The organism is Novipirellula rosea (assembly GCF_039541335.1).
Lineage (GTDB): Bacteria > Planctomycetota > Planctomycetia > Pirellulales > Pirellulaceae > Novipirellula > Novipirellula rosea.
In genome coordinates this window covers 68,941-90,581 of the sequence record NZ_BAABGA010000067.1, presented here as the reverse complement: position 1 = coordinate 90,581, position 21,641 = coordinate 68,941, and the positions used below count along the sequence as shown (strand labels likewise).

Here is a 21,641-nt window from a genome sequence, read left to right as displayed (position 1 = left end):
ATGCTTCACAGCGTTGCCGTGAGGGGCACGGCTCGATGGTGTCAGGTTTGCATTTGGGCGTCTGGTATCTGAGGGCGTGATATATTCGGGGGCGAGCCTTGGTCCTAGAATTAACTAGTGCCGACGTTCACCAATCCATTGAGGCCGGGTACGTTCTTCCGCCCACACAAAAACAAGCAAATTTGATTTACGCACTACGAAACGATCGATCATGTCACGTCGAAAAAATAAAGCGAAGAAAAGCAAATCGAAGATGCGGCGCAAGCAGCAACCTGCGGGTCGTGCGGACGGAATTGGCAATGCTCTGCCGCTGCTTAGCCGTGATGAATTGCTCGAGTCGGGTGCTCCGCCTGAATTGGTAGAGATGGTGATGATGGCGCAGCAGGCAGCGTTGGAAGGTGACACAACGCTCATGGAAGAAACCATGGGGCTGTTGGGCATGTTTGCCGACCAACCGTTTGACGAGGCGAGTTCTCTTGAAGACGCGTTTCCGCTTTCATCACCCGAGGCGGCTGAAGTGTTGTATGCGTCTGAATGCGAAGATGGCACAGCGTCAGGGTACCAGGCGGCGGCAAAGCAAGCTCTACAGGTCGATCCCAAGTCGGTCGAGGCGCAGGTCATGCTGGGGGACTTTGCCGGCGCGGAAGAGGATCGCGTCCAGTGGTATCGCCGGGCATGCGAGGCGGCGAAATCGAAGCCGCCCGAGCAGGTGCGAACCGCAATGCCGATCATGCGAGCTCGAATGGGTAGCCGGTTGCTCGATGATTCTCGATTGTCCGATGCTGCCGACGTGCTGTTTCCTGGTTTGGATGAAGATCCGTCGGATCCGATTGGCTTGCGATTTTTGCTGCTTGATTTGTGTTTCCGGCTGCGTTGGTATGATGAACTCGGTACGCTTTTGGATCGTTTTCCAAAAGACAATTTGGCACCCATGCTGTTTGCCCGGCCCATCTATCTTTTTCAATCCGAAGGGGACACGTCCAAAGCCCGCGAATTGCTCAAAGCGGCACATAAAGCGAAGCCAAAAGTGGCTCGCTATCTAGCGGGACTCGAACTGCCGCCTGCGTTAAGGCCAGAGTATCCTATGGTCGCCGATGAGGATGAAGAGGCGGTTATGACGGCGGGGTATTTGCTGCCGGGGGTTCGCACAGTCGAAGGCACCGCACGCTGGATTCGTGAGACTCTTGAGTTGAAATTTTCACATCCGGGTTCGTCGTCGAGTGAGGCTGACGGTGATCAAAGCGGAGCGGGGGATCTGGACCAAGCCTTGGAACTGCCACGAGGCAAAATGACATGGCAGTATCATCTGCATCGATGCCGAGATGGCGCCTATCTCGGGGTGCTGCTCGAAGATTTGTCGCCAATCTCGACGGTTCGGTTCGCCAATCGCCCCAAAGCAAAAGAGCTTCGTAATTTTCTGTTAGATTCGGTCTGCGATCCCATGGTCGGTCCTCCAAGGAAGCCGGCGGTACTGCAGGTTCCGACAAAAGCCGACGTGAAAGCACTCGCCAAAACGGTGGGAACTTACGGAGTGGCGTGCGAACATCGAGCACTTGAAGCGGATGTGAAGGCGATGCTCGCGGAGAGCCTAGACGCTCTGGCGAGACGTCTTGAACGTCTCGCTAGCGACAGGAGTGATGAAACGGATGAGGTCGATATTGCGGACTTGCCGCAGAGTGACCAGCAGTGGTGGGTCGGTGTATTTCAGCCGCCGATGTGGATCGTCGATCGCGCGACTCCCTATCGTGCGTACTTGCAATTGGTGCTCGATGCAAGCAGCGGGTGTGTTGTCGGCAGCGACAGTACCGCCGAACTGCCATCGCCCGAGCAGCAATGGCAGGTGCTCGTCGACACGATGGCGGATCCGATGGTGGGTCAGCCTCGTCGCCCCGAAAGCATCGTTCTTGATCCGCGAATGTCGGCCGAGCCCCTTACCCGCTACAGCGGTTCACTCAACGTTTTTACCGGCGATCAACTAGTCGCGGACAGCTTTAACGAACTCATTACGGGATTACTGCTGAACTCGGGGCAAGGTGAGACACCGTTGGCAGAGACGGAAGGGGTGACAGAGAAGCTGATGGAGCGTTTTTACGATGCTGCCACTCGCTTCTACAAAGCAGCGCCGTGGAAAATGGTCGGCGGAGATAATTTGATCCGGTTGGAATACCGGGAAAGCGGCGAATCGAGCTGGGGCATTACGGTGATGGGACAACTAGGCCAGGTGCTCGGGCTGTCATTGATAGAGAACGTCAAGCACGCCAGGAAGTTCATCCAGCAAGAATGCCCGATCGAAGAGCTAGTTGCGATTTCGATTCAATTCGGTGAAGCGTTTGATATGGTGCCTATTGATTTTTGGCACTTGGAACAAAATCACTGGTCTGTCGCAGACGCCGAGGCTTATCCTTTGGTCATTAAAATGGATCATGGCGAACACGCGAGCGGTTTGAGTAACGAAGAATTGCGAATGGTCGAATCGGTGATGAGTGTCCTTCCTCGTTTCTTGGATCAACCGCGTGATCAAACGATGGAAGCAAAGGATTCTCTCGGGCGTGAGTTTCGCTTGAGTTGGGAACTCTAAACCGTACACAACCTACTGTTGGGAGATTGATGATGCGACTGCGACACGTTGCTGTGCTGGCTCTGTTGTTCGTGCTTGGGGTGCAGAGTGGAGAAGCTCAGTCACCACGTTCTTCTGATCAGGCTGCGGCGATGTTTCGGCGGATGGATCGGGATCGCAATGGGGTGATCGACAAGGGCGAGGCGCCGGCGAAACTGAAGGCGATGTTCAGCGATTGGGATCAAGATTCCGACGGCAAGATTAGCAAGGCAGAGTTTGAGTCGAATTTTGCGAAGTCACGAGGTCGAGGGAAGGCGTCGCAAACGGGGGAATATGTTGCACCGGCGGCCAAAGGAGAGCGGCAACCCGAAGCATTGAAGGCAGGCGACCGTGCTCCTGATTTCACACTGCCGCGTGTCGGAGGCAAAGGCACGGTAACGTTATCGGAATTGTACCGTGACAAACCGGTGGTGTTGGTGTTTGGCAGCATCAGTTGTTCGCCGTTTCGCCAGCGGATTCAGCAGGTCGAACAGTTGTACGAGGAGCACAAAGATCTCGCGAATTTTCTGATGGTTTACATTCGCGAGGCGCACCCCGATTCCAAGATCCAGGTCAAGACGGCCGAGGGCGACGAAGTGTTACAAACGTTTATTCAGACAGATAACTTGGCGCTGCGGCAAAAGCATGCCGCGACCTGCGAGCGAACGTTGTCGTTATCGTTCCCGATGGTGATGGACGGCGTGGACAACCGCGTCAATGCCGCCTATGCCGGTTGGCCAATCCGCCTGGTCGTAATCGGCCGCGACGGCCGCATCCTCGACCCCGGCGCCCCCGGCCCCCAAGGCTTCACCCCCAACAAAGTCGCCACCTGGCTAAAAACGCTGGATTAGTGATTGGCAACATCGTTTTCGCTCGCTTGCTTTTTTTTGGGGGGGGGCAGCATTCGTTATAGATTCTAAAATGCGTTTGGATATTCTCGTTTAAGTTTCTTCATCGCCGCCGCCCGGCGAATCATCGCGACTCGACCAGCGATAACTCCTCATTAGCCCACCCATTGCTTGTTGGGCCCATGTGACTGAATTGCATTCGTCGCGTCGCTCGATAATCTTGCCATTTTGAAGCCGACATCAGATTAAATTTCGAACGTCGATTCGATTATTAGCGGTTCATTGTTGGGGGGCTTGGACCATGCCGTTGCCGATGTCTTCGAACGAGGCGCCGGGGACAAATGTCGCCGAGGCTAAAGTTCGGGCGGCAAGGTTCTCGCTGGTTAAGAAACCGAGGTTCTGTTTTTGCTGTTGCACCCATAAGGCGGCGCATCCGGCAACGTGGGGAGTGGCCATGCTGGTTCCGCTGATCGTCCGCAGTGCGTCGTTGCTGCCGATCCAAGATGACGTAACACTGACGCCTGGGCCACACAAGTTGCACTAGGTGTTGGAGAACGATGCGATGCTTAAGTTGCCTGCAGCGGAGCGTTGCAATGCGCCAACGGAAACCATGCCGTCGCCTGCGGCAGGCGGTGCTACGGCGATCTCATAGCTCGGGCGGTGGCTTTCATATCCCAAGGTCGCGACGATAATCGCGGCTTGAGCGAACGAGCTTGAACGAGCGAGCAGGAATGTCAAACTGGAGAAAAGATTAACGTTCGCACGATACTGTTCTAACGCAATCGATGTCGCGGCCTCTGCCGGGAGCCCCAAACGGTTCGATTAGTTTTAAGGGCATCGGGTCTGCTACCGCGACCACTTCGGGATCACGTTGCAGATCTGCGACTTCCGATGGCGTCATCGAGGCTTGTTCAAGAACGGGCTCTGCAAGCTTACTTTGCAGTCTAGATGTCTGCTGGCGGCTGGGATACGGAACGGGTTGGCGTGGGGGCTGGGGAGTAAAACGTTCCGGTGGACTTCCCTCGACAACGGTTCTGGGAGTGCTACGGCGTTGGGCCTGCTACGCCGCTGGGCCTGCTATGGCGCGTCGGTTGTTACCGAGGGGGATGATTGGATAGACTTCGGGCAGTCACGGACACGACTGCTGCGGTGGAACAGGCTCGCCTATCACGATTGCCGCCTTGCGGCGGCTTCGCTTCGTTATCATGAGATGGGTGGGATGGGCCGCTGTGTGTGCCCAGCATGCCCCGTCTCTTTTTTGCCGCCTTACACTTATTCCGACGATGGACCAAGAACAAACTCCGCCCGTCACGATGACTACGCCGGTTCGGTTTTTGCCGGGGGTGGGGGCGTTTCGTGCTGAAAAATACGCACGGCTGGGGCTGCGGACGGCGCAGAATGTGTTGTTCTTCTTCCCTCGTGATTATGAGCGGCCTGCACCTCCCAAGGCGGTCGACAAACTTCGTGAGGGCGAACAGGCTTCGCTAATCGGAACGATCACGGACGCGGAATTGGCATCTCGGTCGCCGGGCAAGTCGGTATTTGGCGCGATCGTCGAAAATGAAACGGGCGCCGTCCGTATCCTGTTTTTTAACCAGCCTTATCGAGCGGACCAAATTAAGTTTGGCCAACGTGTCGTGATCTCGGGTGCTCCAAAACTGAGTGGCCTGCGGATGGAGTTTGTGCATCCGCAGCTAACGATGCTGGATGAACAGGACAATTATCCCGAGCCAAAAATCTTGGCGATCTATGCGCTGACCGAAGGTGTCAAGCAGAACGATCTTCGCCACTTGGTAGGCAACGTGTTGGAGCTTCTTGGCAGCGAAATTCATGAAGTGATGCCAGAGCGTTTGCGACGCGATTCCGCCGATGCGCTGCGAGCGGCTGGCATCGAAATCGAGGGGCCTCTTTACGACATCCAAACCGCGGTTCGGCAATTACACCAACCGGACAATGAAGCTTCACTGCAGGCAGCTCGGATTCGTTTGGTGTTTCAAGAATTGTTCGTGATGCAATTAGCACTGGCGATGCGGCGACGTAAATTGACCAGTGATCTGCAATCACCACCGCTGTCGCCGACGTCGGTGATCGATTCGCGAATTTTGAATCGGTTCCCCTTTGAGTTGACCAACGATCAACGCCAAGCGATCAAAGAAGTCAGCCAGGATATGGCGTGTCAGTTCCCGATGAACCGCATGCTGCAAGGCGACGTGGGCAGTGGCAAAACCGTGGTCGCGGTCTACGCGATGATGCTGGCGGTCGCCAATGGGCATCAATCCGTGATGATGGCTCCGACGGAAGTGCTTGCACGACAACATTACGAGACGCTGCGCAAAATCCTTGCCGACAGTCGCGTGCGTATTGGGCTGCTGTGTGGATCGATCAGCCGTGCGGAGCGGGCAGCGACGATCCAAGCGGCCGCGTCAGGCGAAATTGATCTTTTGGTCGGCACCCAAGCACTGCTGTACGGTGACATCCAATTTCACAAACTTGGACTGTGCGTGATTGATGAACAGCACAAGTTTGGCGTCGGGCAGCGTGTTACACTGCGGAGCGGCGGAGTGGATCCTCATTACTTGGTGATGTCGGCGACTCCGATTCCTCGTTCGATGGCAATGACGCTGTTTGGCGACGTCGAGCTGAGTACACTGCGGGAAAAACCGCCTGGTCGAGCCACCGTCAATACGTATCTCGCCCATGATGGATGGAAAGATCGATGGTGGTCGTTTGTTCGAGAGCGTCTGAACGAAGGGCGGCAAGCATTTGTTGTTGCGCCACGTGTGGTCCCGACAACGAAGTCCGAGGAAGAGGATTCGGACGACGAGGAGGGTGAAGACATTTCATCGGTGCAAACGGTCTTTGCAGATCTAAGTAAGGGGGTGTTGTCCGAGTTTCGGATCGGACTGTTGCACGGTCGCATGTCGGCGGATGAAAAGATGGCGACGATGCAGGAGTTTGCTTCGGGCGAGATCGATGTGTTGGTCAGCACGACGGTGATCGAAGTGGGGATCGATGTGCCCAACGCGACCGTGATGACGATCCTTGGAGCGGAGCGGTTTGGGCTGGCTCAATTACACCAACTGCGTGGCCGTGTTTCGCGGGGTTCGCATGTGGGGCACGTTTGTGTTTTCTCGGACGGAGATCAACCGCCCAGTGAGAACGAGCGGCTGAGTTTGTTTGAGAAGACCAATGATGGTTTTGAGCTTGCCGAAGCTGACTTTGAGTTGCGTGGCCCCGGCGATCTACTGGGGCGGAAACAGAGTGGAATGGCACCACTGCGAATCGCCGATCCGCGGCGTGATATCGAAATTCTGCGAGTCGCAAGGGAGCTGGCCCAGACGATCATCGAAGAGGACCCGGAACTCGACGCGGAGGATTTCCAGGATCTGAAATCGCAGGTGATGCGGCGGTACGGGAGACGGCTCAATCTTGGCGATGTGGCGTAGCGAGGTTGTCGCTGTTCCATTTTAGCGCGGTGGAAGAGGTATCGCGGGCGAGTTTGCTTGGTGCGGTGTTCTCAAAGGACTCGTAGCCTCGTCCACTACGGGGAAGCGGGCATTTTGAAGACGGCTTGGAGAGTCGGACGCTGGCAATTATCTTGCCTCGATGCATATGACATGGAAAAAAGCCGCGACTCTCGCTCTGAAATTTGCCATTCCGGTGGCAATTATCGCTTGGCTGGCGAATCACATTGATTGGGCTCAGTTATCGACCCAGCCCAAAGATTACCGATTATTGGCCTGCGCGTTGGCGGTGGCGATGATCGGATTGAGCCTTTCGTTCGCGCGTTGGTGCTTGCTGGTGCGTTGCCAAGGGATTTCGCTGTCGATGGTCGAGGCGTTTCGGCTCGGCTCGATCGGTTTTCTGCTGAACTTCGTTTCGGCGGGCAGCGTGGGCGGCGATCTGTTTAAGGCAATTTTCCTGGCAAAACAGCGTCCGGGGAAACGAATCGAAGCGGTCGCATCCGTGTTTGTCGATCGCGGGGTGGGGCTGTTCGGCCTGCTGTTGCTCGTTGCGTTGGGGTTGATGTTGGTCCAGCCGAGTCACTCGACGGAGATTGATCGCGAACAGATGCAGCAGATCAAAGCGGCCACCGCGATCCTGACGACCATCGGCACGGTCGTGCTGTGCGGGCTGGTCTTTGGCGGCAAGGGAGTCGACCGCTTGGTCCGCTGGGGCAGTCAGCTAGCGATCGTCGGTCCGGTGGTGGCCAAGATTGGACCGCCGCTGCGGATGTTTCATGCTCACCCGATCGCGTTTTTGGTTTCGATCGTGATGAGCCTCGGCGTGCATTCGTCGATGATCCTCAGCATGTATCTGATCGCTCGCGGACTCTATTCGGATCCGCCAACCTTGATCGAGCACTTTGTGATTGTCCCGATCGGGATGCTGGCCGCGGCCATGCCGATCACGCCAGCGGGATTGGGCGTGTACGAAGCGACCATCGAATGGCTGTACCGAATTGTGCCAGCGACCACCACGTCGGCTTCGGGAACGCTTGTGGCATTGGTGTTCGAAATCGTCAAAGTGGCGATGGCCGCGATCGGTACCGTCTTCTATTGGACCTCCAGCGAGGAGCTTCGCGAGAGTGTCGAAGAAGCGGAGGAAGCAGAAGAAGATGAAGACGATGGGGAAGTCAGTGAACCGAGCGTCGAGAAAGAGGCGTGAGCTGACTGAGCGAGTTCATCGCCACCACGGGGTCCCAGGCCGGAGCCTGGGAACGAGCGTCGTCTGATTTTTCGCAGCTTTTGCGGCGCGAATGGCGGCTATTTGCCGATCGAATCGGCGAGCGACTTGGCGTCGTAGATCGAACGCAGGGCTTCGATGATCCCGACTCCGGAAACACTCACCGCCCGTGCTTGTTCGTCGCTGTAAAGATAATCGCTGGTCAGACTTTGGATATTGCCGTCAAAGATCAAGCCTACCAATTCGCCTTCGCGATTGACCACTGGAGAACCGCTATTGCCGCCAATGATGTCGGCGGTGCAAACGAAGTTCAGTTGCGTGTCCAAGTCGACCTTGTTCTTGGCTTTCATCCATGATTCGGGAAGATCGAAATCGGCCTGTCCTTTGTGGGCTTCCGCATGCTGGTAAGCTCCGGCGAAATTGGTCGTTGGATCGATCTGCTTGCCATCTTCGACGTAGCCTTTGACCGTTCCGAATGCCAATCGCAGGGTGAAGGTTGCGTCGGGGTAGCCACCGGTCCCTTCGATTTGGGTGACGGCCTGAGTCACTTTGGCGTAGGCTTGGCGTTCCCGCTCTTCGATTTCTTCGTTGCGTTCTCGAATGTGACGATATTCGCTTTCGAGTTTACGAGCCAGTTGGATCATGGGATCGTTCGACTCTTGGACGGCGTCATTGCCCGCTTCGACCAATTGTTTGCGAAACGCAACATCGGCCAGTTGGGTACCTTCGATTAACGCAGCAGCGCGTTCGCGGGGCCCTTTGCCATCGAGAATTTCTTGAATCAATGCGTCCTCTGCACCACGCAGGATGGTCAGCCGCGAAAGTTCGTCGCTCAGTTTAACCTGCTCGAGATCTTCGTAGATGGGAGCTTCGCTGAGCAGCGATTGCAACTTGGATTCTCGCGACGCATCGGTGAACTCATGCAGTCGCTGGTCATTAGGTTTGAGATCTTCGGCGGTGAGCAGCACGATTTGCATTGCGGTGTCGAACAGCGTGCTTCGCAGGCTGACGGTCTGCGTCAACATTTCGCGTTTATCGTCTTGGATTTCCGCAATTTCCGCCCAAGCCGCCGCCAGTTCTTTGTTGGCCTCGTTGTCTTGCAGTTCGCTCAGCAGCTTTTCTTCGCGTGCCTGTTTGGCGACAAAGGTTTGCGGATCTTGTAATCCCGCCAGCATCCCGGTGTAGGCTTTGCGAGCGTTTTGGATACCGAACAATTCATCGCGTGCACGGCGTGCCTGTTCGGTGCCTTCGAGACCAAATTGCTGCATCAGAATCTCTTTGCGACGAAGGAAATCGAGCACATAGGGCAGTCGGTCGTCACGCAGGAATTTGAGAGCTGCGACCGTAAAAATACGCTGTGTACGTCCTGGGTTGCCACTGACGAAAACCAATTCGCCCTCTTGCAGTGGATCCGAGCTCCAACGCAAGAAGTTGTCGAGTTTCGCAGGTTTGCCGTCCTCATAAACCCGCATGATTGTGGCATCGAGGTTGTAACGCGGGTATTCAAAGTTGTCCGCATCGCCGCCAAAGAAGGCCGCTTTTGTTTCCGGCGCCCAAACAAGACGAACGTCGGTGTATTTTTTGTAACGATACAGGTGGTACTTTGCTCCACCGAACAAGGTCACCACATCACTTCGCAACCCCGTCTTTTCGAACGATTCTTCCTCGATCGTCGAAATCACGCCGCGTCGTTGTTTCAGGGCATCGTCGCTGGATGCGCCAGGTTTAACGGCTTCGTTGACCCGTTGGGTCACGTCCTCGATCGACACCAGTTGATTCAGTTCTAAATCGGGAGCCTTCAATTCTTGATCGAGTGACTTGGCTAGATAGCCGTCTTCGATCAGGTTCAATTCGGGGGTGCTGAGTTTATGCAGCGTATCGCTGGCGACGTGATGGTTGGTCAGCACCAAGCCGTCGCTAGAAATGAACGATCCTGACCCACCGCTGTTGAATCGAACCGACGATAGGCGAAGGTGGTCTGCCCATTGTGAGTCGGGTTCAAAATCGTGTTTCTGTTTAAGTGTTTCGACGGGCAGGTCATTGAACAGATACATGCCTTCGTCGCCATGCGATGGAACGGGCAGCGAGAGTGAAGTGGTCAGCAAAAACATGAGTAAGGCTATTCGGCTTTGGATTTTCATGTCTGGGATTTTTAGATGGGGTTGGGGTGCGTTCGTAGGATGGCTCACGCGTCTGTGTATCTTAGCAACATCCACCGCGGTGATTGAGAACCCAGCGTATCGCCCGAGCGGGATTTCTTCGCCTGATCGTGCAGATTCGTCTTCCCCCAAAGCGGAAATTTTCGTAGCTAACAGAGGTTGAAATCGAATCACAACGGCCCAGAGGGAAATGGTTATGCAAGCGAATATTGTCTGCATCAAGTGGGGGACGAAGTATGGCAGCGAGTATGTCAATCGTTTGCTTCGCGGAATCGAGAAGCACCTGCAAATGCCTTTCCGTTTCCTCTGTTTGACCGAGAATTCCGAGGGGATCGACAAGCAGGTCGAGATCCACCCGCTGCCGGTGACGCCATTTGATGAGGGAGCGTTTGATGCTCGCAAAGGGGGCGAAACTTGGCGCAAGGTCGGTCTGTTTCAGCCCGGCTTGGCGGGACTCGAGGGCGACACGCTGTTCCTTGACCTGGATGTCGTGTTGACTGGGCCGCTGGACGATTTCTTTACGTTTGAGCCAGGCCGTTTCTGTGTGATCCATGACTGGCTCGAAAAACGTCGTGCGTGGATGCCTGGTCGCGATGGCAAAGTAGGGAATACTTCGGTATTTCGCTTTCACCCCGAACGCCATTCGCGGGTCTATCAGCACTTTTGTGATCACCAGGCCGAAGTGCTTGAAACGTTCCGTATCGAACAACAGTACGTTAGCCGCACGCTGATGGATGATCTGGCGTTCTGGCCCGAGAAATGGGTGTGCAGTTTCAAACGCAGCTGTCGTCCGTTGTTCCCGCTGAACCTGATTCGCGAGCCGTATCAGCCATCGGAGATGCGTGTGTTGGCATTCCACGGCTATCCGCTGCCGGACCAAGCGATTGCGGGATACCAGGGAGGCGTGTTCAAGTCGACCTTGCCAGCAACTTGGTTGAGCGCCCACTGGAAAGACGCTGCGTAGGCTTTGGGAAAACGCGGCGTAGGTCTGAATTTAGCCGCATCGAAACTCGTAAAGAGTTGCGGTGATACAGGTTGATGGACGAAAGTCTTCGCGACTTTCGCCGCGATCAAAGGGCCCATGTCGGCTCACAAAATGACCGACGTTTTACCGGCACGTCGCCAAACGAATTTAGCTCCGTCCATTTTATTGGCGGAGCTAAATCGGGTTCGTGCTTTTGTTATCGCGTTTGATCGCAACTCTTGACGAGTTTCGCGGCGCAGGGGGGGCGAGGGGGTTTAGCCTTCGACGTTGATGCCCATGCTGCGAGCGGTGCCCTGGATCATCAGCGCGGCTTGCTCGATGCTGCGGGCGTTCAAGTCAGCCATCTTCTTTTGAGCGATCTCTTCGCACTGAGCGGCGGTCACGGTGCCCACCTTATCGCGGTTAGGAACACCACTGCCTTTGGCGATACCGGCAGCTGCTTTGAGAAGCGATGCTGCTGGAGGGCTCTTGGTGATGAATTCGAAACTGCGGTCGTTGTAAACGGTGACGACAACAGGGATCGGAGTGCCAGCGTACTCTTTGGTTCGGTCGTTGAAAGCTTGGACGAATTGACCAAGGTTCACACCAAATTTACCGAGCGAGGTACCGACAGGAGGAGCGGGGGTAGCTTGTCCGCCAGGAACTTGGAATTTTGCGACCCCGGTTACTTGTTTAGCCATTTTTCAGTGATCAGTTAAGATTGTTCAGTGGAGGAATATTTTTTCAAAAATGTTTGGGAAGGCGATCGTTGTCGGTGCATCGGCACGTGACAGCGATACATCATGCCGTCTACAAAGCTTCGACTTGCCAGTGATCGAGTTCCATCGGGACACTGCGACCAAAAATATTGATGATGACGGTGATGCGTCCATTTGCTTCATCGACGCTATCGACGTCACCTTCCTGGTTCTCGAAGTTACCTTCCTTGACCCTCACACGATCGCCAACCTTAAACGGAATCGCCGTTTTGATTGGGGTCTCGTCTTCGTCATCGACTTCGGGTTTGTTGATGAATCGTTCGATATCCGAGGGTTCCATCGGCATCGGTTTTCCGGCGGCACCGGTGAAATCGCTAATGCCACCGGTTTCGCGAACCAAGAACCAGGTGTCATCATTGATGATCATATTGACCATGATGTAGCCAGGCAGCAGTTTTCGCTTGGTGACACGGCGTTTTCCGTCACGCGTGAATGTGGCGACGTCTTCGGTAGGAACGACGATCTCGCCGAATTCCTCGGTCATGCCTTCCATTTTGACGCGTTTACGAAGTGCTTCGGCAATCGAATCTTCGCGATTGAAAGCGACCTTCAAGATGTACCAATCCATCTTGGCTTCGCCATCGTCCGCTTTGTCGACCTTGGGGGCCACTTGTTTTTTGGCGGGTGGCGGCGCGGGAGCCGCGGCTTCTTCGCTGCTCTGTTGATCTGTGGCGGAAGCGTCTACGGAAGTTTCGTTGGTATCCGAATCGAGCTGATCTGCAGCGAGTTGTTCCGAATCGGCCGGCGCACCGGCTTGCGTGTCTTCTGGCAAATCGCCTTGGTCGTCTGTCGTATCAGCTGAGTTCACGGGTATCACCGAACGCGGTATTTAAAGTAATTCTTCGAAGGGCGTCTCATTTTCATGTAGCGGGAATGAAACAAGTGACGCCGAAGTGTTTAGCTAGTCACGCCAAGGAAGTTAAAGATAAACTGCCAAACCACGTCGAACAAAAAGAGGGCAATCGCGAGGAAGAAGATCGTGAAGATCACCACGACCGATGCTCGGATCAATTCGTCCTTCGCAGGCCAAGTCACCTTGTTCATCTCGGCTTCGACTGCGATCAAAAAGTCGGCAAACTGAGGCCAGTTGACCAAGCGGTAGCCGATCCACACGCCGATGGCCAGCGCGACCATGGGGATCGCAGGGATCAACATCGAACCGGCGGGCAAAAAGCCTCGCAAGGTGGCGTAAAGGCTCCAGCAACCCAGAGCAACCACAACCCAGATCGCCAATGCTGTCAATTGACGAACAATTCGCCCCTGGTTCGGCTTGTAAACCTTGGTGTGGAACAGTTCGCTGGTCAGTGGGGCGTTGTTCGTCCCTGCAATGTCTCGAGACACTGTCGGCTCCTAAAAATGATCTTTCGACCTATGAAAGCTGCGAATCCTTTGCAGCCGACTCAGAGGGCAAGTTATCTGTGTGAATAAAAGCAGGGGCGGAGGGACTCGAACTCTCAACCGCTGGTTTTGGAAACCAGTGCTCTGCCATTGAGCTACACCCCTGTAAAACCAATTACGTTTCACACGTCTGTTATCGCCGAAAACCCTTTGTCAGGGCAATCCCAACACGGATCAACCGTAGCGACACAGCAGATTAACGAATTCGTCTTAAAAAGCCAATGGCCAACGAAGGTAGAAAACCTCGCTGGCCATTGGTTGATTTTTCAAATTGGTGTCGGGTTCGGCAAGACTCGCCGAAACATCGGCAGGTTTTCGAACCCGATTACCAATTGGAACACAAGGCCGTGATTACGAAACGATCTTGGTTACAACACCCGAACCAACGGTACGGCCGCCTTCGCGAATCGCGAAACGAACACCGTCATCCATTGCGATTGGCTTGTGCAATTCGACTTCAACTTTAACGTTGTCGCCAGGCATGCACATTTCGGCGTCGACAAGGTTTGCCGTTCCGGTTACGTCCGTTGTACGGAAGTAGAACTGGGGACGGTAACCGCTGAAGAACGGGGTGTGGCGTCCGCCTTCTTCCTTGCTCAAGCAGTAAACTTCTGCTTCGAACTTGGTGTGAGGGGTGATGCTGCCTGGCTTAGCCAAACATTGACCACGTTGGATGTCTTCGCGTTTTACACCACGAAGCAGGCAACCGACGTTGTCTCCCGCTCGTCCTTCGCCCATTTCCTTGCGGAACATTTCGACGCCGGTGCAGGTGGTTTTCACAGGGGTGTCCGAAAGACCGACGATCGATACTTCTTCGCCAACCTTAACCACACCACGCTCGATACGACCGGTAGCAACCGTTCCACGACCTTCGATCGAGAAGACGTCTTCGATTGCCATCAAGAATGGCTTGTCGTCTTCACGAACAGGTTCTGGAATGAAGTCATCCAAGGCAGTCATCAATTCGGTGATGCACTTGCTGGCTTCAGGGTCCGCAGGGTTGTTGTATGCAGGAAGCGACGAACCGCGAACGACTGGAACGTCGTCGCCGGGGAAGCCGTACTTGCTGAGCAAGTCGCGAGCTTCGAGTTCAACGAGTTCGAGCAATTCTTCGTCGTCGACCAAGTCGCACTTGTTCAAGTAAACAACGATGTAAGGAACACCTACTTGGCGAGCCAAGAGAACGTGTTCTTTGGTTTGTGGCATCGGGCCGTCAGCGGCCGATACAACCAAGATCGCACCGTCCATTTGAGCGGCACCGGTGATCATGTTCTTTACAAAGTCAGCGTGGCCCGGGCAATCGATGTGGGCGTAGTGACGTTTGTCCGACTCGTACTCAACGTGAGCGACCGCAATCGTCACGGTTTTGGTAGCGTCACGAACGGTACCGCCCTTGGCGATATCCGAGTAACCCTTTGCCTTTGCCAGACCCTTAGCAGCTTGGACGGCCAAGATTGCGCCAGTCGTGGTCGTTTTGCCATGGTCAATGTGGCCAATCGTGCCGACGTTGACGTGGGGCTTTGTACGTTGAAAAGTTTCCTTAGCCATTTTTCTAAATCACCTACACTCGACCATTGCGAAAACTGGTAAGGGGATACGCCCCCAATCAGCCCGGAAATCCAACGACCGCGTTCACACCCACGGTAGCTCGCCAAAATTCCGGCCGCTTGGTCACTCGATCAACAATAGAATTGAAACGAAATCAAAAAATCGTTTGTGTCCCACCGCGGGACATGTATTGTGCTGCTGCTATTGACGTTAAACGCAATTTGGTCGGCCCAGAGGATCTCGTTTGATGCGGTCGTCAAACGTGAGTGGTTTGCTTGGGCAAATTCACCCAAAAACCCACGTGACGGACATCGTTGAGACGCTGGACGCGACCTCATGTACGCTTCCAGCAAGACCGCCGGTAGCCAACTTGCCTAAGTTGTTGCGAAAAGTGCGATAATTTGCAATTGCCTCGCTGCGAAAATCGAGCATTCATTCGCTCTTTTTTCGCGAGGGAACCGCCAGTGACAAAATTGTCACCCCTAAAGCACTCTCGCCATCTCTACTATTTGATGCCAAGCCCGAAGGCTCGGTTTGCTCACAAAGTACTCCGGCGGTTGCGTTGGTCTCGCCCTGGGGGACATTTTTCCGAGTCAAGCCGCGAATCGAGGCCGAAGCCGCTTGTCGGGCAATGTCATGTCGCAGGGGAAGTCGCACTCACCAAAGCTGCTGATGGGATTTGAACCCATGACCTCATCCTTACCAAGGAGGCGCTCTACCACTGAGCTACAGCAGCGACTCAAAAGGAATTTCAGACCAAAAGCCCAAAGTCCATCCGAACACGTTCTTAAGTCGACCCTTAAGCAAACGAAGCGAACGCAAGAGCGGGTGAAGGGAATCGAACCCTCGTATTCAGCTTGGAAGGCTGCTGCTCTACCATTGAGCTACACCCGCGATGAAACGTTTGAAATGGGGGCTACAGGATTCGAACCTGTGTAGACATAGTCAGCGGATTTACAATCCGCCCCCTTTAACCACTCGGGCAAACCCCCCTGTTTCTTTGTCAGCACATTTGGGTTGTGCCAGCAATCGTTTCTCGTTTCGTTTAAATCGTGTTCTTTGCTTGAGTCGTATCCTCTATTTCACTGTCGTTTTTTTACAGTCGTTTTATTCGTACTTGGTGTCGCTGCTTTCGAGCGACCTAAGCCAGCGGAGGGATTCGAACCCACGACCGGCTGATTACAAATCAGCTGCTCTGCCAACTGAGCTACGCTGGCAAACTTGTCGGACCTCATTATTCAAACATTCGTGCGTTTGTTAACGGCAGCGAACGCTTTTAACACGCCAGAAAAATGGAATTTCCAATTTCTGTCGCTCGGTCTTCGAGTCAACCTTTTCACTTTCAGAAAGGGCAGAGTGTAGCGATCCAGCGATATGGGGCAAGACGGAAACCGCCCCACCAGCGTTGAAACACAAGGATTCTGACGATTTTTTTGGATTTGAGCAACCCAAGGTCGCTCGCACCGCCATTCTGCACCCTATGGACACGCCTTTTCAAGCTCGGTTCACCCTTCCATCAATCGGTTTACCCTTTCATAAAACTGCGTAATGGGTCGACGCAGCTGCGTGAAAAACGGGCTTGAATGTCCTTGTTCGGCATTTTAAATCGCGATCGGCACCCCTTTTCAGCAATTTTGCCAGATTTGAATTCGGCCGCGCGCCGCGAACGCCAGCAAAGGAGGTACAGTGCCAATGTCGGTGGCAATGGTTTAGCGGCGAGGGAACATCGCGGGCTGGCCATACCACGGCGGGTGCGCTCCGATGCGGGTCGCCAGCAAGATGGCCTTGCCGTGTAGATGCTCGGGGCCATGCGTGTAATCCCACTCCAAGCACTCTTCGTAACGAAGGATCCGCAGTCGGCTTTTGGCCGCCACGGCCCAGAGAGCTAATTGGTTGGGCGAAAAATAATTGATCACGGCGCCCGCTGTTTCGCTCACCGGCGCGTCGCTTTCGCGGCCCGGCGACTGGTCGCTGCCCGGGTCCTCGGTCGTGTGCACCTGGACATACAAAATGCCGGTATCGGTCAGCGACTTGGCCATCCGGTCCCACAACACCACCGCATCGGTCAATGGGATATGGTCAAGCACGGTGGTGGCAACGATCGCGTCATACGTTTTTTCGGGCATGAATACTTCGCGGACATCGACTGCCAATGTTTGCACTTTTCCCGATGTCTGTTCCTTCTGAGCCCGTTGGCGGATTCGCTGCAGCCCGCGGTCGCTCAAATCGACCGCCAACACGTCGTAGCCCGCCTTGGCCAAGGCGATGGTGTCACGGCCGGCTCCGGCTCCTAGATCGAGGGCTTTGCCGCTGCGAGGGACCTGTTGGAGGTAGGCTGAGAGTGCCGCCGAAGGTTGATCGCCATAGGCGATTTGTTCGCGATCGTAAGGCTCGAAAAATGGATCACTTGCCTTGTTGAGTGTCGAATCGTTGAGTGTCGAAGGACGCGACGATGACGGGGGAATGTCCATGGAAGCAAGCTTTTTTCGTAAGAGGGCGTCCGCGATGGCCGCAGTGAGGACGCGGATGCCCTGAATTCAAATACATCAATATGCAGAACTTAAAATCGGCCCTTTCGCCGTTCGAAACAACCCCATGTCGAAATTGCCGTCTTATTATGGATGATTGGCAAGATCGGCATTCGCTCCACGAATTACGTCTAGGCAGTGCCTTTTCTTTTTCTGAAACCATCGGTCGCCAAAACTCCGATGCGAAAATCAATTCGCTGCGATAATTAACCCGCTGCGCTAACCAATGAGATGCGAAAACCGATGAAATGGGCTTTGATGACGATCGTCCGCTACGGTTGGTTTGGATTGCTGGTCCTGATCGCGTTCGGCTACCTCGCTGCAGGGTTTTCGGATCGATCGAAAAATACACTGCGAGATCCCGTTGCAAAAACTAATTTTAGCGCCGCTGAGGGCGAAGGCAAAAAGAACGCCTCCGGCGAATCGGGGCTGCCGCTTGGCAAGGTAGCCGAGGAGAAATCCCCATTAGCCGAAGCGAAATCCCCAAGTTTGGATCCTGCCTCCCGTTTCGATGCCGTGGCCAACGGGGACGATGGCTTGCGTGAGTCGATGGCGGCGATCGAAGCCAGTCTTGCCCTCGGCTGGGACGAGGCGGGGGTTGAGCGGACCGAGACCGCCGACTGGCTGACGATCTGTCGCCGGATGTCGTTGGCGCTGGTCGGAAGCGGATTGTCGCTCGAAGAGATTCGGCGATTGGAATCGATGCCGGAATCGCAGCGTGAGCAAGCTCACCTGGAATCGCTGCTGGTCGATCCGCGTTTCCATCAATATTGGGCCGAACGTTGGTCGCGATTTTACGTCGGCGCCGATGATGGCCCATTTTTGGTCTATCGCCGCCGCCGATTCCGAACTTGGTTGACCGACCAATTCACACAAAACACTCGCTATGACGAGATCGTCAGACGACTCGTCACCGCCGAGGGACTGTGGACCGATCGACCTGAAGTTAATTTCCTAACCGTTACCTTTGACAGTAACGATGGGCAGCCCGATCCGGTCCGTTTGGCCGCCAGAGCGTCACGTGCTTTTTTGGGTTTACGAATCGATTGTTTGCAGTGCCACAACGACTTCCTTGGCAACGTCAGCTTGGGAAGTGCTGATTCGCCACGCGAAGGTATGCAGACCGACTTTCATCAACTGGCCGCGTTCTTTACCAGTGCCAAAACCAACGGGTTGCAAGGGGTGCAAGAAAACGAGGCCAACTATCACTACCAATACTTGGACGCTAATGCCGAAGTCGAAGTGACGCCCAGCGTTCCCTATCAACCCGAACTGCTACCCACCGAGGGCTCGCCACGTCATCGCTTGGCGGCATGGATGACCCACCCGGAGAATCGACAAGCCGGGCGATCGACGGTCAGCCACGTTTGGGCGTTGTTGTTTGGTCGCAGTGCCACCGATGCCGTGGATAATCTGCCGCTGGATGAAGAAGCACCCGCAGTGATCGAAGCTCTGACCGATGAGTTTATTACTCATCAGTTTGATCTTCGCGATCTGATCCGCATGATCGTTCACAGTTCGGCGTTTCGTGTCTCCAGTCGGGCAGAGTTCGAAGTCACCGATGCGCACGAAGATACTGGAGCCGTGTTTCCTTTGACGCGGTTGCGTCCCGAGCAAATGGCCGCATCCATCATCCAGAGCGCCAGGATCAAGAAGATCGACCGTGATTCGTCACTGTTGGTTCAACTCGACAAATTCGGTAGCACAAACGATTTTGTCCGCCGTTATGGCGATCAAGGCGAGGATGAATTTAGCAACGATAGTGTCACGATCTCACAGCGTTTGGTGATGCTCAACGGCGAGATGTTACGTAAAGCAATTGGCAATAATCCTGTGCTCAATGCCACCAACCATATCGCTCGGTTTGCAAAGACCGATGCCCAGGCGATCGAGACCACGTATTTGGCCGTGTTAAATCGCCGCCCTACCCCGACTGAATCAGAACATTTTGTGGCGAGACTCAAGGAGAGCGACGATCGCCACGCTGGGATCGAAGACTTGTATTGGGTGTTGCTCAATAGTACCGAATTGGCGTGGAACCACTGATGTGCGAGGTCAACGTTTAAAACAAGGACGGATCAACACCGTAGCGGAAGTCGTCAAGACTTTCGTTGCACAGGGGGATAGTCGTAGCGGAAGTCGTCAACGGCTTGTTGATTTAATTCAAATGCAAATCGCAACGGTGAGCCGTGGGCCGTAAGGCACCGGGTGCTGCGTGGGACCCGGCCGCTGACGCGTCACGGCTCACTAAATCAATAAGCCGTCAAAACTTTCGTTCTATTTGCCTTACAAACCGAAACTCACGCCTGTATTCCGTTGTTCCAAATCAGAGCGTCCACGTAGCACTCGTGAAAGCTATTGTAAATTGAAAGATCAATCATGAATCTCACTGCATCGGATCGGCTCTGTAGTCGCCAGGCTCACTTCTCTCGTCGTACGCTGCTGGGTGCGGGGGCGAGCGGAATGTTTCTCTCTCAACTCGCCCATGCGTTGGCAAAGGCGGATGAACTAGGAGTGACCGACCCGTCGCGTCCCCTGAGCGTGATTTTATTGTGGCTAGAGGGAGGTCCAAGCCAGTTAGAAACATTCGACCCGCATCCGGGGACATCGATTGGTGGCGATACCAAGGCGATCAAGACGTCGGCGTCGGGGATTCAAATCGCGGATACCTTGCCACAGCTCGCCGAGCAAATGCATTTGGCGTCGCTGGTGCGAAGCGTGACCGGAAAAGAGGGCGATCACCAACGTGCGGTCTACAACGTGAAGACGGGATTTCGTCCTGATCCCACCTTGATTCATCCATCGATCGGCGCGGTGCTGTGTGAGTCCGATCCAGGCGATTCGGACATCCCACGGCACATCTCGATCTTGCCAGGCGGGGCGCCGGCGCGAGGCGGCTATCTGGGCGGCGCCTATGACGCGTTCAAAATTGGTGATCCCGCCGGTCCGGTGCCTGATGTTCGCCGCTCGGTCCAGCAGGACCGCTATGACAAACGGATCGATGATCTCTACAACGTGGTCGAAAAAGAGTTTCGGCGTGGCCGGATCGCGGAACTCGAAAAGAAACGTACGTTGCATGTCACAGCGACGGATGCGGCGCTGCGGATGATGTCCAGCGAGCAGTTGTCGGCATTTGATGTGTCCGAAGAATCGCAGACGACGCTAGCCGCATTCGGCGACACTCCGTTTGGGCGTGGATGTTTGGCGGCAAGTCGCTTGATCGAAGCGGGCGCACGCTGCGTCGAAGTCACGCTTAGCGGGTGGGATTCGCATATCAATAATCACTCGTTGCAGTCGTCGGCGTGCGAGACGCTCGATCCGGCAATCGCCTCGCTATTAATTCGGCTTCGCGATCGTGATTTACTTGAAAACACCTTGGTAGTTTGCGGAGGCGAATTCGGACGCACTCCGACGATCAATCCCACTGGCGGCCGTGATCACTGGCCGCATGGTTTTTCGACGTTGTTAGCTGGCTGTGGGATCCGCCGAGGGCATGTGTTTGGCGAGACTTCGCCCACGCCAAAACTGGATTCCAAAAATCCAACACAGGATGTCGCCGACGTGACCACGGTTGCCGACTTGCATGCAACCATCCTCGCCGCGTTGGGCGTCCCGTTCGCCGAAGAGGTTTACACGCCGATCGGTCGCCCGCTGAAACGAAGCGAGGGAACGCCGATCCGTTCCCTGCTGTCCTAGTCAGACGCGTGAATAATGAAATTGCGCGTTTGTATTTAGGGGCAAAGCCCCGGACGTTTACCTAGCCCAGCCCAGCGGGCTGGGACCAAGAAAACCAATGAATTGTAGGGCCAGCGGCTGGCCCGGCCGTTTGCTCGGATCTTCTGAGGGCGGCTGGCAAATGGCCAGGCCGTTGGCCCTTAGGTTTCTTTGCATCGAAAACCTGGCCCGTTGGACCAGGCTAGGCAAATTGCTGGGCCTTCGGCACGGAGAACACCTAAACTCGCAACTTTAACTCGCAACTTTAAAAATCACGCTTCGGGTTGTGAAGTGACGCGTCTTTTAGCCAATGTGGTACTGTCCCAGTTGAACAGCGATTGATTCGATTCGCTGCAGCCTTTGGGATTAATTTGCTGGGGGGCGAGGTTCTTTCGAATGACGTGTTGTCTTTTTTTAAATT

The 21,641-nt window shown here is 54.8% G+C and carries 15 protein-coding genes and 5 tRNA genes; 7 read left to right on the top strand and 13 right to left on the bottom strand.

Features of this window, described 5'->3' with window-relative positions; translation table 11 throughout:
• Nucleotides 1-211: 211 nt before the first annotated feature.
• Nucleotides 212-2,578 carry a tetratricopeptide repeat protein gene (locus ABD971_RS24805; RefSeq protein WP_345326541.1) on the top strand — a complete coding sequence of 789 codons (2,367 nt, stop codon included), beginning with the start codon at nucleotides 212-214 and terminating at the stop codon, nucleotides 2,576-2,578.
• 32 nt (nucleotides 2,579-2,610) lie between these two features.
• On the top strand, nucleotides 2,611-3,447 hold the full coding sequence (locus ABD971_RS24800) for a deiodinase-like protein (protein WP_345326540.1): 837 nt from the start codon (nucleotides 2,611-2,613) through the stop codon (nucleotides 3,445-3,447).
• Between the two features lie 276 nt (nucleotides 3,448-3,723).
• Here the strand turns inward: ABD971_RS24800 and ABD971_RS24795 are convergent, their stop codons facing one another.
• The gene (locus tag ABD971_RS24795) at nucleotides 3,724-3,900 is read right to left on the bottom strand and encodes a hypothetical protein (RefSeq protein WP_345326538.1); all 177 of its coding nucleotides are present in this window, start codon (nucleotides 3,898-3,900) and stop codon (nucleotides 3,724-3,726) included.
• Nucleotides 3,901-3,984: 84 nt separating this feature from the next.
• Entirely contained in the window at nucleotides 3,985-4,257 is a 273-nt protein-coding gene (locus tag ABD971_RS24790) for a S8/S53 family peptidase (protein WP_345326536.1), read from the bottom strand.
• A 470-nt stretch (nucleotides 4,258-4,727) separates the two neighbouring features.
• Here ABD971_RS24790 and recG point away from each other — a divergent pair, with 470 nt between their 5' ends.
• Both recG and ABD971_RS24780 read left to right on the top strand, forming a co-directional pair.
• Entirely contained in the window at nucleotides 4,728-6,890 is a 2,163-nt protein-coding gene (gene recG / locus ABD971_RS24785; RefSeq protein WP_345326534.1) for an ATP-dependent DNA helicase RecG, read from the top strand.
• A 166-nt stretch (nucleotides 6,891-7,056) separates the two neighbouring features.
• Nucleotides 7,057-8,112 carry a lysylphosphatidylglycerol synthase transmembrane domain-containing protein gene (locus ABD971_RS24780; RefSeq protein WP_345326532.1) on the top strand — a complete coding sequence of 352 codons (1,056 nt, stop codon included), beginning with the start codon at nucleotides 7,057-7,059 and terminating at the stop codon, nucleotides 8,110-8,112.
• Nucleotides 8,113-8,210: 98 nt separating this feature from the next.
• On the opposite strand, the gene ABD971_RS24775 is transcribed toward ABD971_RS24780, so the two are convergent.
• The gene (locus ABD971_RS24775; protein ID WP_345326530.1) at nucleotides 8,211-10,241 is read right to left on the bottom strand and encodes a S46 family peptidase; all 2,031 of its coding nucleotides are present in this window, start codon (nucleotides 10,239-10,241) and stop codon (nucleotides 8,211-8,213) included.
• Nucleotides 10,242-10,485: 244 nt separating this feature from the next.
• Between ABD971_RS24775 and ABD971_RS24770 the strand changes: the two genes are divergently transcribed.
• Nucleotides 10,486-11,253 (top strand): hypothetical protein, encoded by a 768-nt coding sequence (locus tag ABD971_RS24770; protein ID WP_345326528.1) that lies wholly within the window; start codon nucleotides 10,486-10,488, stop codon nucleotides 11,251-11,253.
• A gap of 275 nt (nucleotides 11,254-11,528) precedes the next feature.
• Here ABD971_RS24770 and rplK read toward each other — a convergent pair whose 3' ends face one another.
• The 10 genes from rplK to ABD971_RS24720 form a co-directional block, all read right to left on the bottom strand.
• Nucleotides 11,529-11,954 carry a 50S ribosomal protein L11 gene (rplK, locus tag ABD971_RS24765; RefSeq protein ID WP_040769366.1) on the bottom strand — a complete coding sequence of 142 codons (426 nt, stop codon included), beginning with the start codon at nucleotides 11,952-11,954 and terminating at the stop codon, nucleotides 11,529-11,531.
• A 109-nt stretch (nucleotides 11,955-12,063) separates the two neighbouring features.
• Nucleotides 12,064-12,840 carry a transcription termination/antitermination protein NusG gene (gene nusG / locus ABD971_RS24760; protein ID WP_339944375.1) on the bottom strand — a complete coding sequence of 259 codons (777 nt, stop codon included), beginning with the start codon at nucleotides 12,838-12,840 and terminating at the stop codon, nucleotides 12,064-12,066.
• Nucleotides 12,841-12,929: 89 nt separating this feature from the next.
• Nucleotides 12,930-13,373 carry a preprotein translocase subunit SecE gene (secE, locus tag ABD971_RS24755; RefSeq protein ID WP_339944373.1) on the bottom strand — a complete coding sequence of 148 codons (444 nt, stop codon included), beginning with the start codon at nucleotides 13,371-13,373 and terminating at the stop codon, nucleotides 12,930-12,932.
• A 90-nt stretch (nucleotides 13,374-13,463) separates the two neighbouring features.
• Nucleotides 13,464-13,535: transfer RNA gene (locus ABD971_RS24750), tRNA-Trp, on the bottom strand.
• Nucleotides 13,536-13,781: 246 nt separating this feature from the next.
• On the bottom strand, nucleotides 13,782-14,978 hold the full coding sequence (tuf, locus tag ABD971_RS24745) for an elongation factor Tu (protein ID WP_339944371.1): 1,197 nt from the start codon (nucleotides 14,976-14,978) through the stop codon (nucleotides 13,782-13,784).
• Nucleotides 14,979-15,642: 664 nt separating this feature from the next.
• Nucleotides 15,643-15,714 (bottom strand) — tRNA-Thr (locus ABD971_RS24740).
• Nucleotides 15,715-15,801: 87 nt separating this feature from the next.
• Nucleotides 15,802-15,872: transfer RNA gene (locus ABD971_RS24735), tRNA-Gly, on the bottom strand.
• Between the two features lie 16 nt (nucleotides 15,873-15,888).
• Nucleotides 15,889-15,970: transfer RNA gene (locus ABD971_RS24730), tRNA-Tyr, on the bottom strand.
• A 152-nt stretch (nucleotides 15,971-16,122) separates the two neighbouring features.
• Nucleotides 16,123-16,195 (bottom strand) — tRNA-Thr (locus ABD971_RS24725).
• A gap of 492 nt (nucleotides 16,196-16,687) precedes the next feature.
• Nucleotides 16,688-17,449, bottom strand: a complete 762-nt coding sequence (locus tag ABD971_RS24720) for a class I SAM-dependent methyltransferase (RefSeq protein ID WP_339944369.1) — start codon at nucleotides 17,447-17,449, stop codon at nucleotides 16,688-16,690.
• A gap of 300 nt (nucleotides 17,450-17,749) precedes the next feature.
• Here ABD971_RS24720 and ABD971_RS24715 point away from each other — a divergent pair, with 300 nt between their 5' ends.
• Entirely contained in the window at nucleotides 17,750-19,552 is a 1,803-nt protein-coding gene (locus ABD971_RS24715; RefSeq protein WP_345326520.1) for a DUF1549 domain-containing protein, read from the top strand.
• Nucleotides 19,553-19,885: 333 nt separating this feature from the next.
• Nucleotides 19,886-21,202: a DUF1501 domain-containing protein gene (locus ABD971_RS24710; protein ID WP_345326519.1), complete on the top strand. Its 1,317-nt coding sequence runs from the start codon at nucleotides 19,886-19,888 to the stop codon at nucleotides 21,200-21,202.
• The last annotated feature ends 439 nt before the right edge of the window (nucleotides 21,203-21,641 follow it).

Excerpts from the sequence above, each read along its gene's own strand:
- ABD971_RS24775 (WP_345326530.1), bottom strand. The coding sequence starts at position 10,241 with ATGTTTTTGCTGACCACTTCACTCTCGCTGCCCGTTCCATCGCATGGC.
- ABD971_RS24770 (WP_345326528.1), top strand. The coding sequence starts at position 10,486 with ATGCAAGCGAATATTGTCTGCATCAAGTGGGGGACGAAGTATGGCAGC.
- recG (WP_345326534.1), top strand. The coding sequence starts at position 4,728 with ATGGACCAAGAACAAACTCCGCCCGTCACGATGACTACGCCGGTTCGG.
- ABD971_RS24780 (WP_345326532.1), top strand. The coding sequence starts at position 7,057 with ATGACATGGAAAAAAGCCGCGACTCTCGCTCTGAAATTTGCCATTCCG.
- ABD971_RS24710 (WP_345326519.1), top strand. The coding sequence starts at position 19,886 with ATGAATCTCACTGCATCGGATCGGCTCTGTAGTCGCCAGGCTCACTTC.
- ABD971_RS24800 (WP_345326540.1), top strand. The coding sequence starts at position 2,611 with ATGCGACTGCGACACGTTGCTGTGCTGGCTCTGTTGTTCGTGCTTGGG.
- ABD971_RS24805 (WP_345326541.1), top strand. The coding sequence starts at position 212 with ATGTCACGTCGAAAAAATAAAGCGAAGAAAAGCAAATCGAAGATGCGG.
- ABD971_RS24715 (WP_345326520.1), top strand. The coding sequence starts at position 17,750 with ATGAAATGGGCTTTGATGACGATCGTCCGCTACGGTTGGTTTGGATTG.
- ABD971_RS24720 (WP_339944369.1), bottom strand. The coding sequence starts at position 17,449 with ATGGACATTCCCCCGTCATCGTCGCGTCCTTCGACACTCAACGATTCG.
- tuf (WP_339944371.1), bottom strand. The coding sequence starts at position 14,978 with ATGGCTAAGGAAACTTTTCAACGTACAAAGCCCCACGTCAACGTCGGC.
- ABD971_RS24795 (WP_345326538.1), bottom strand. The coding sequence starts at position 3,900 with ATGGCCACTCCCCACGTTGCCGGATGCGCCGCCTTATGGGTGCAACAG.
- rplK (WP_040769366.1), bottom strand. The coding sequence starts at position 11,954 with ATGGCTAAACAAGTAACCGGGGTCGCAAAATTCCAAGTTCCTGGCGGA.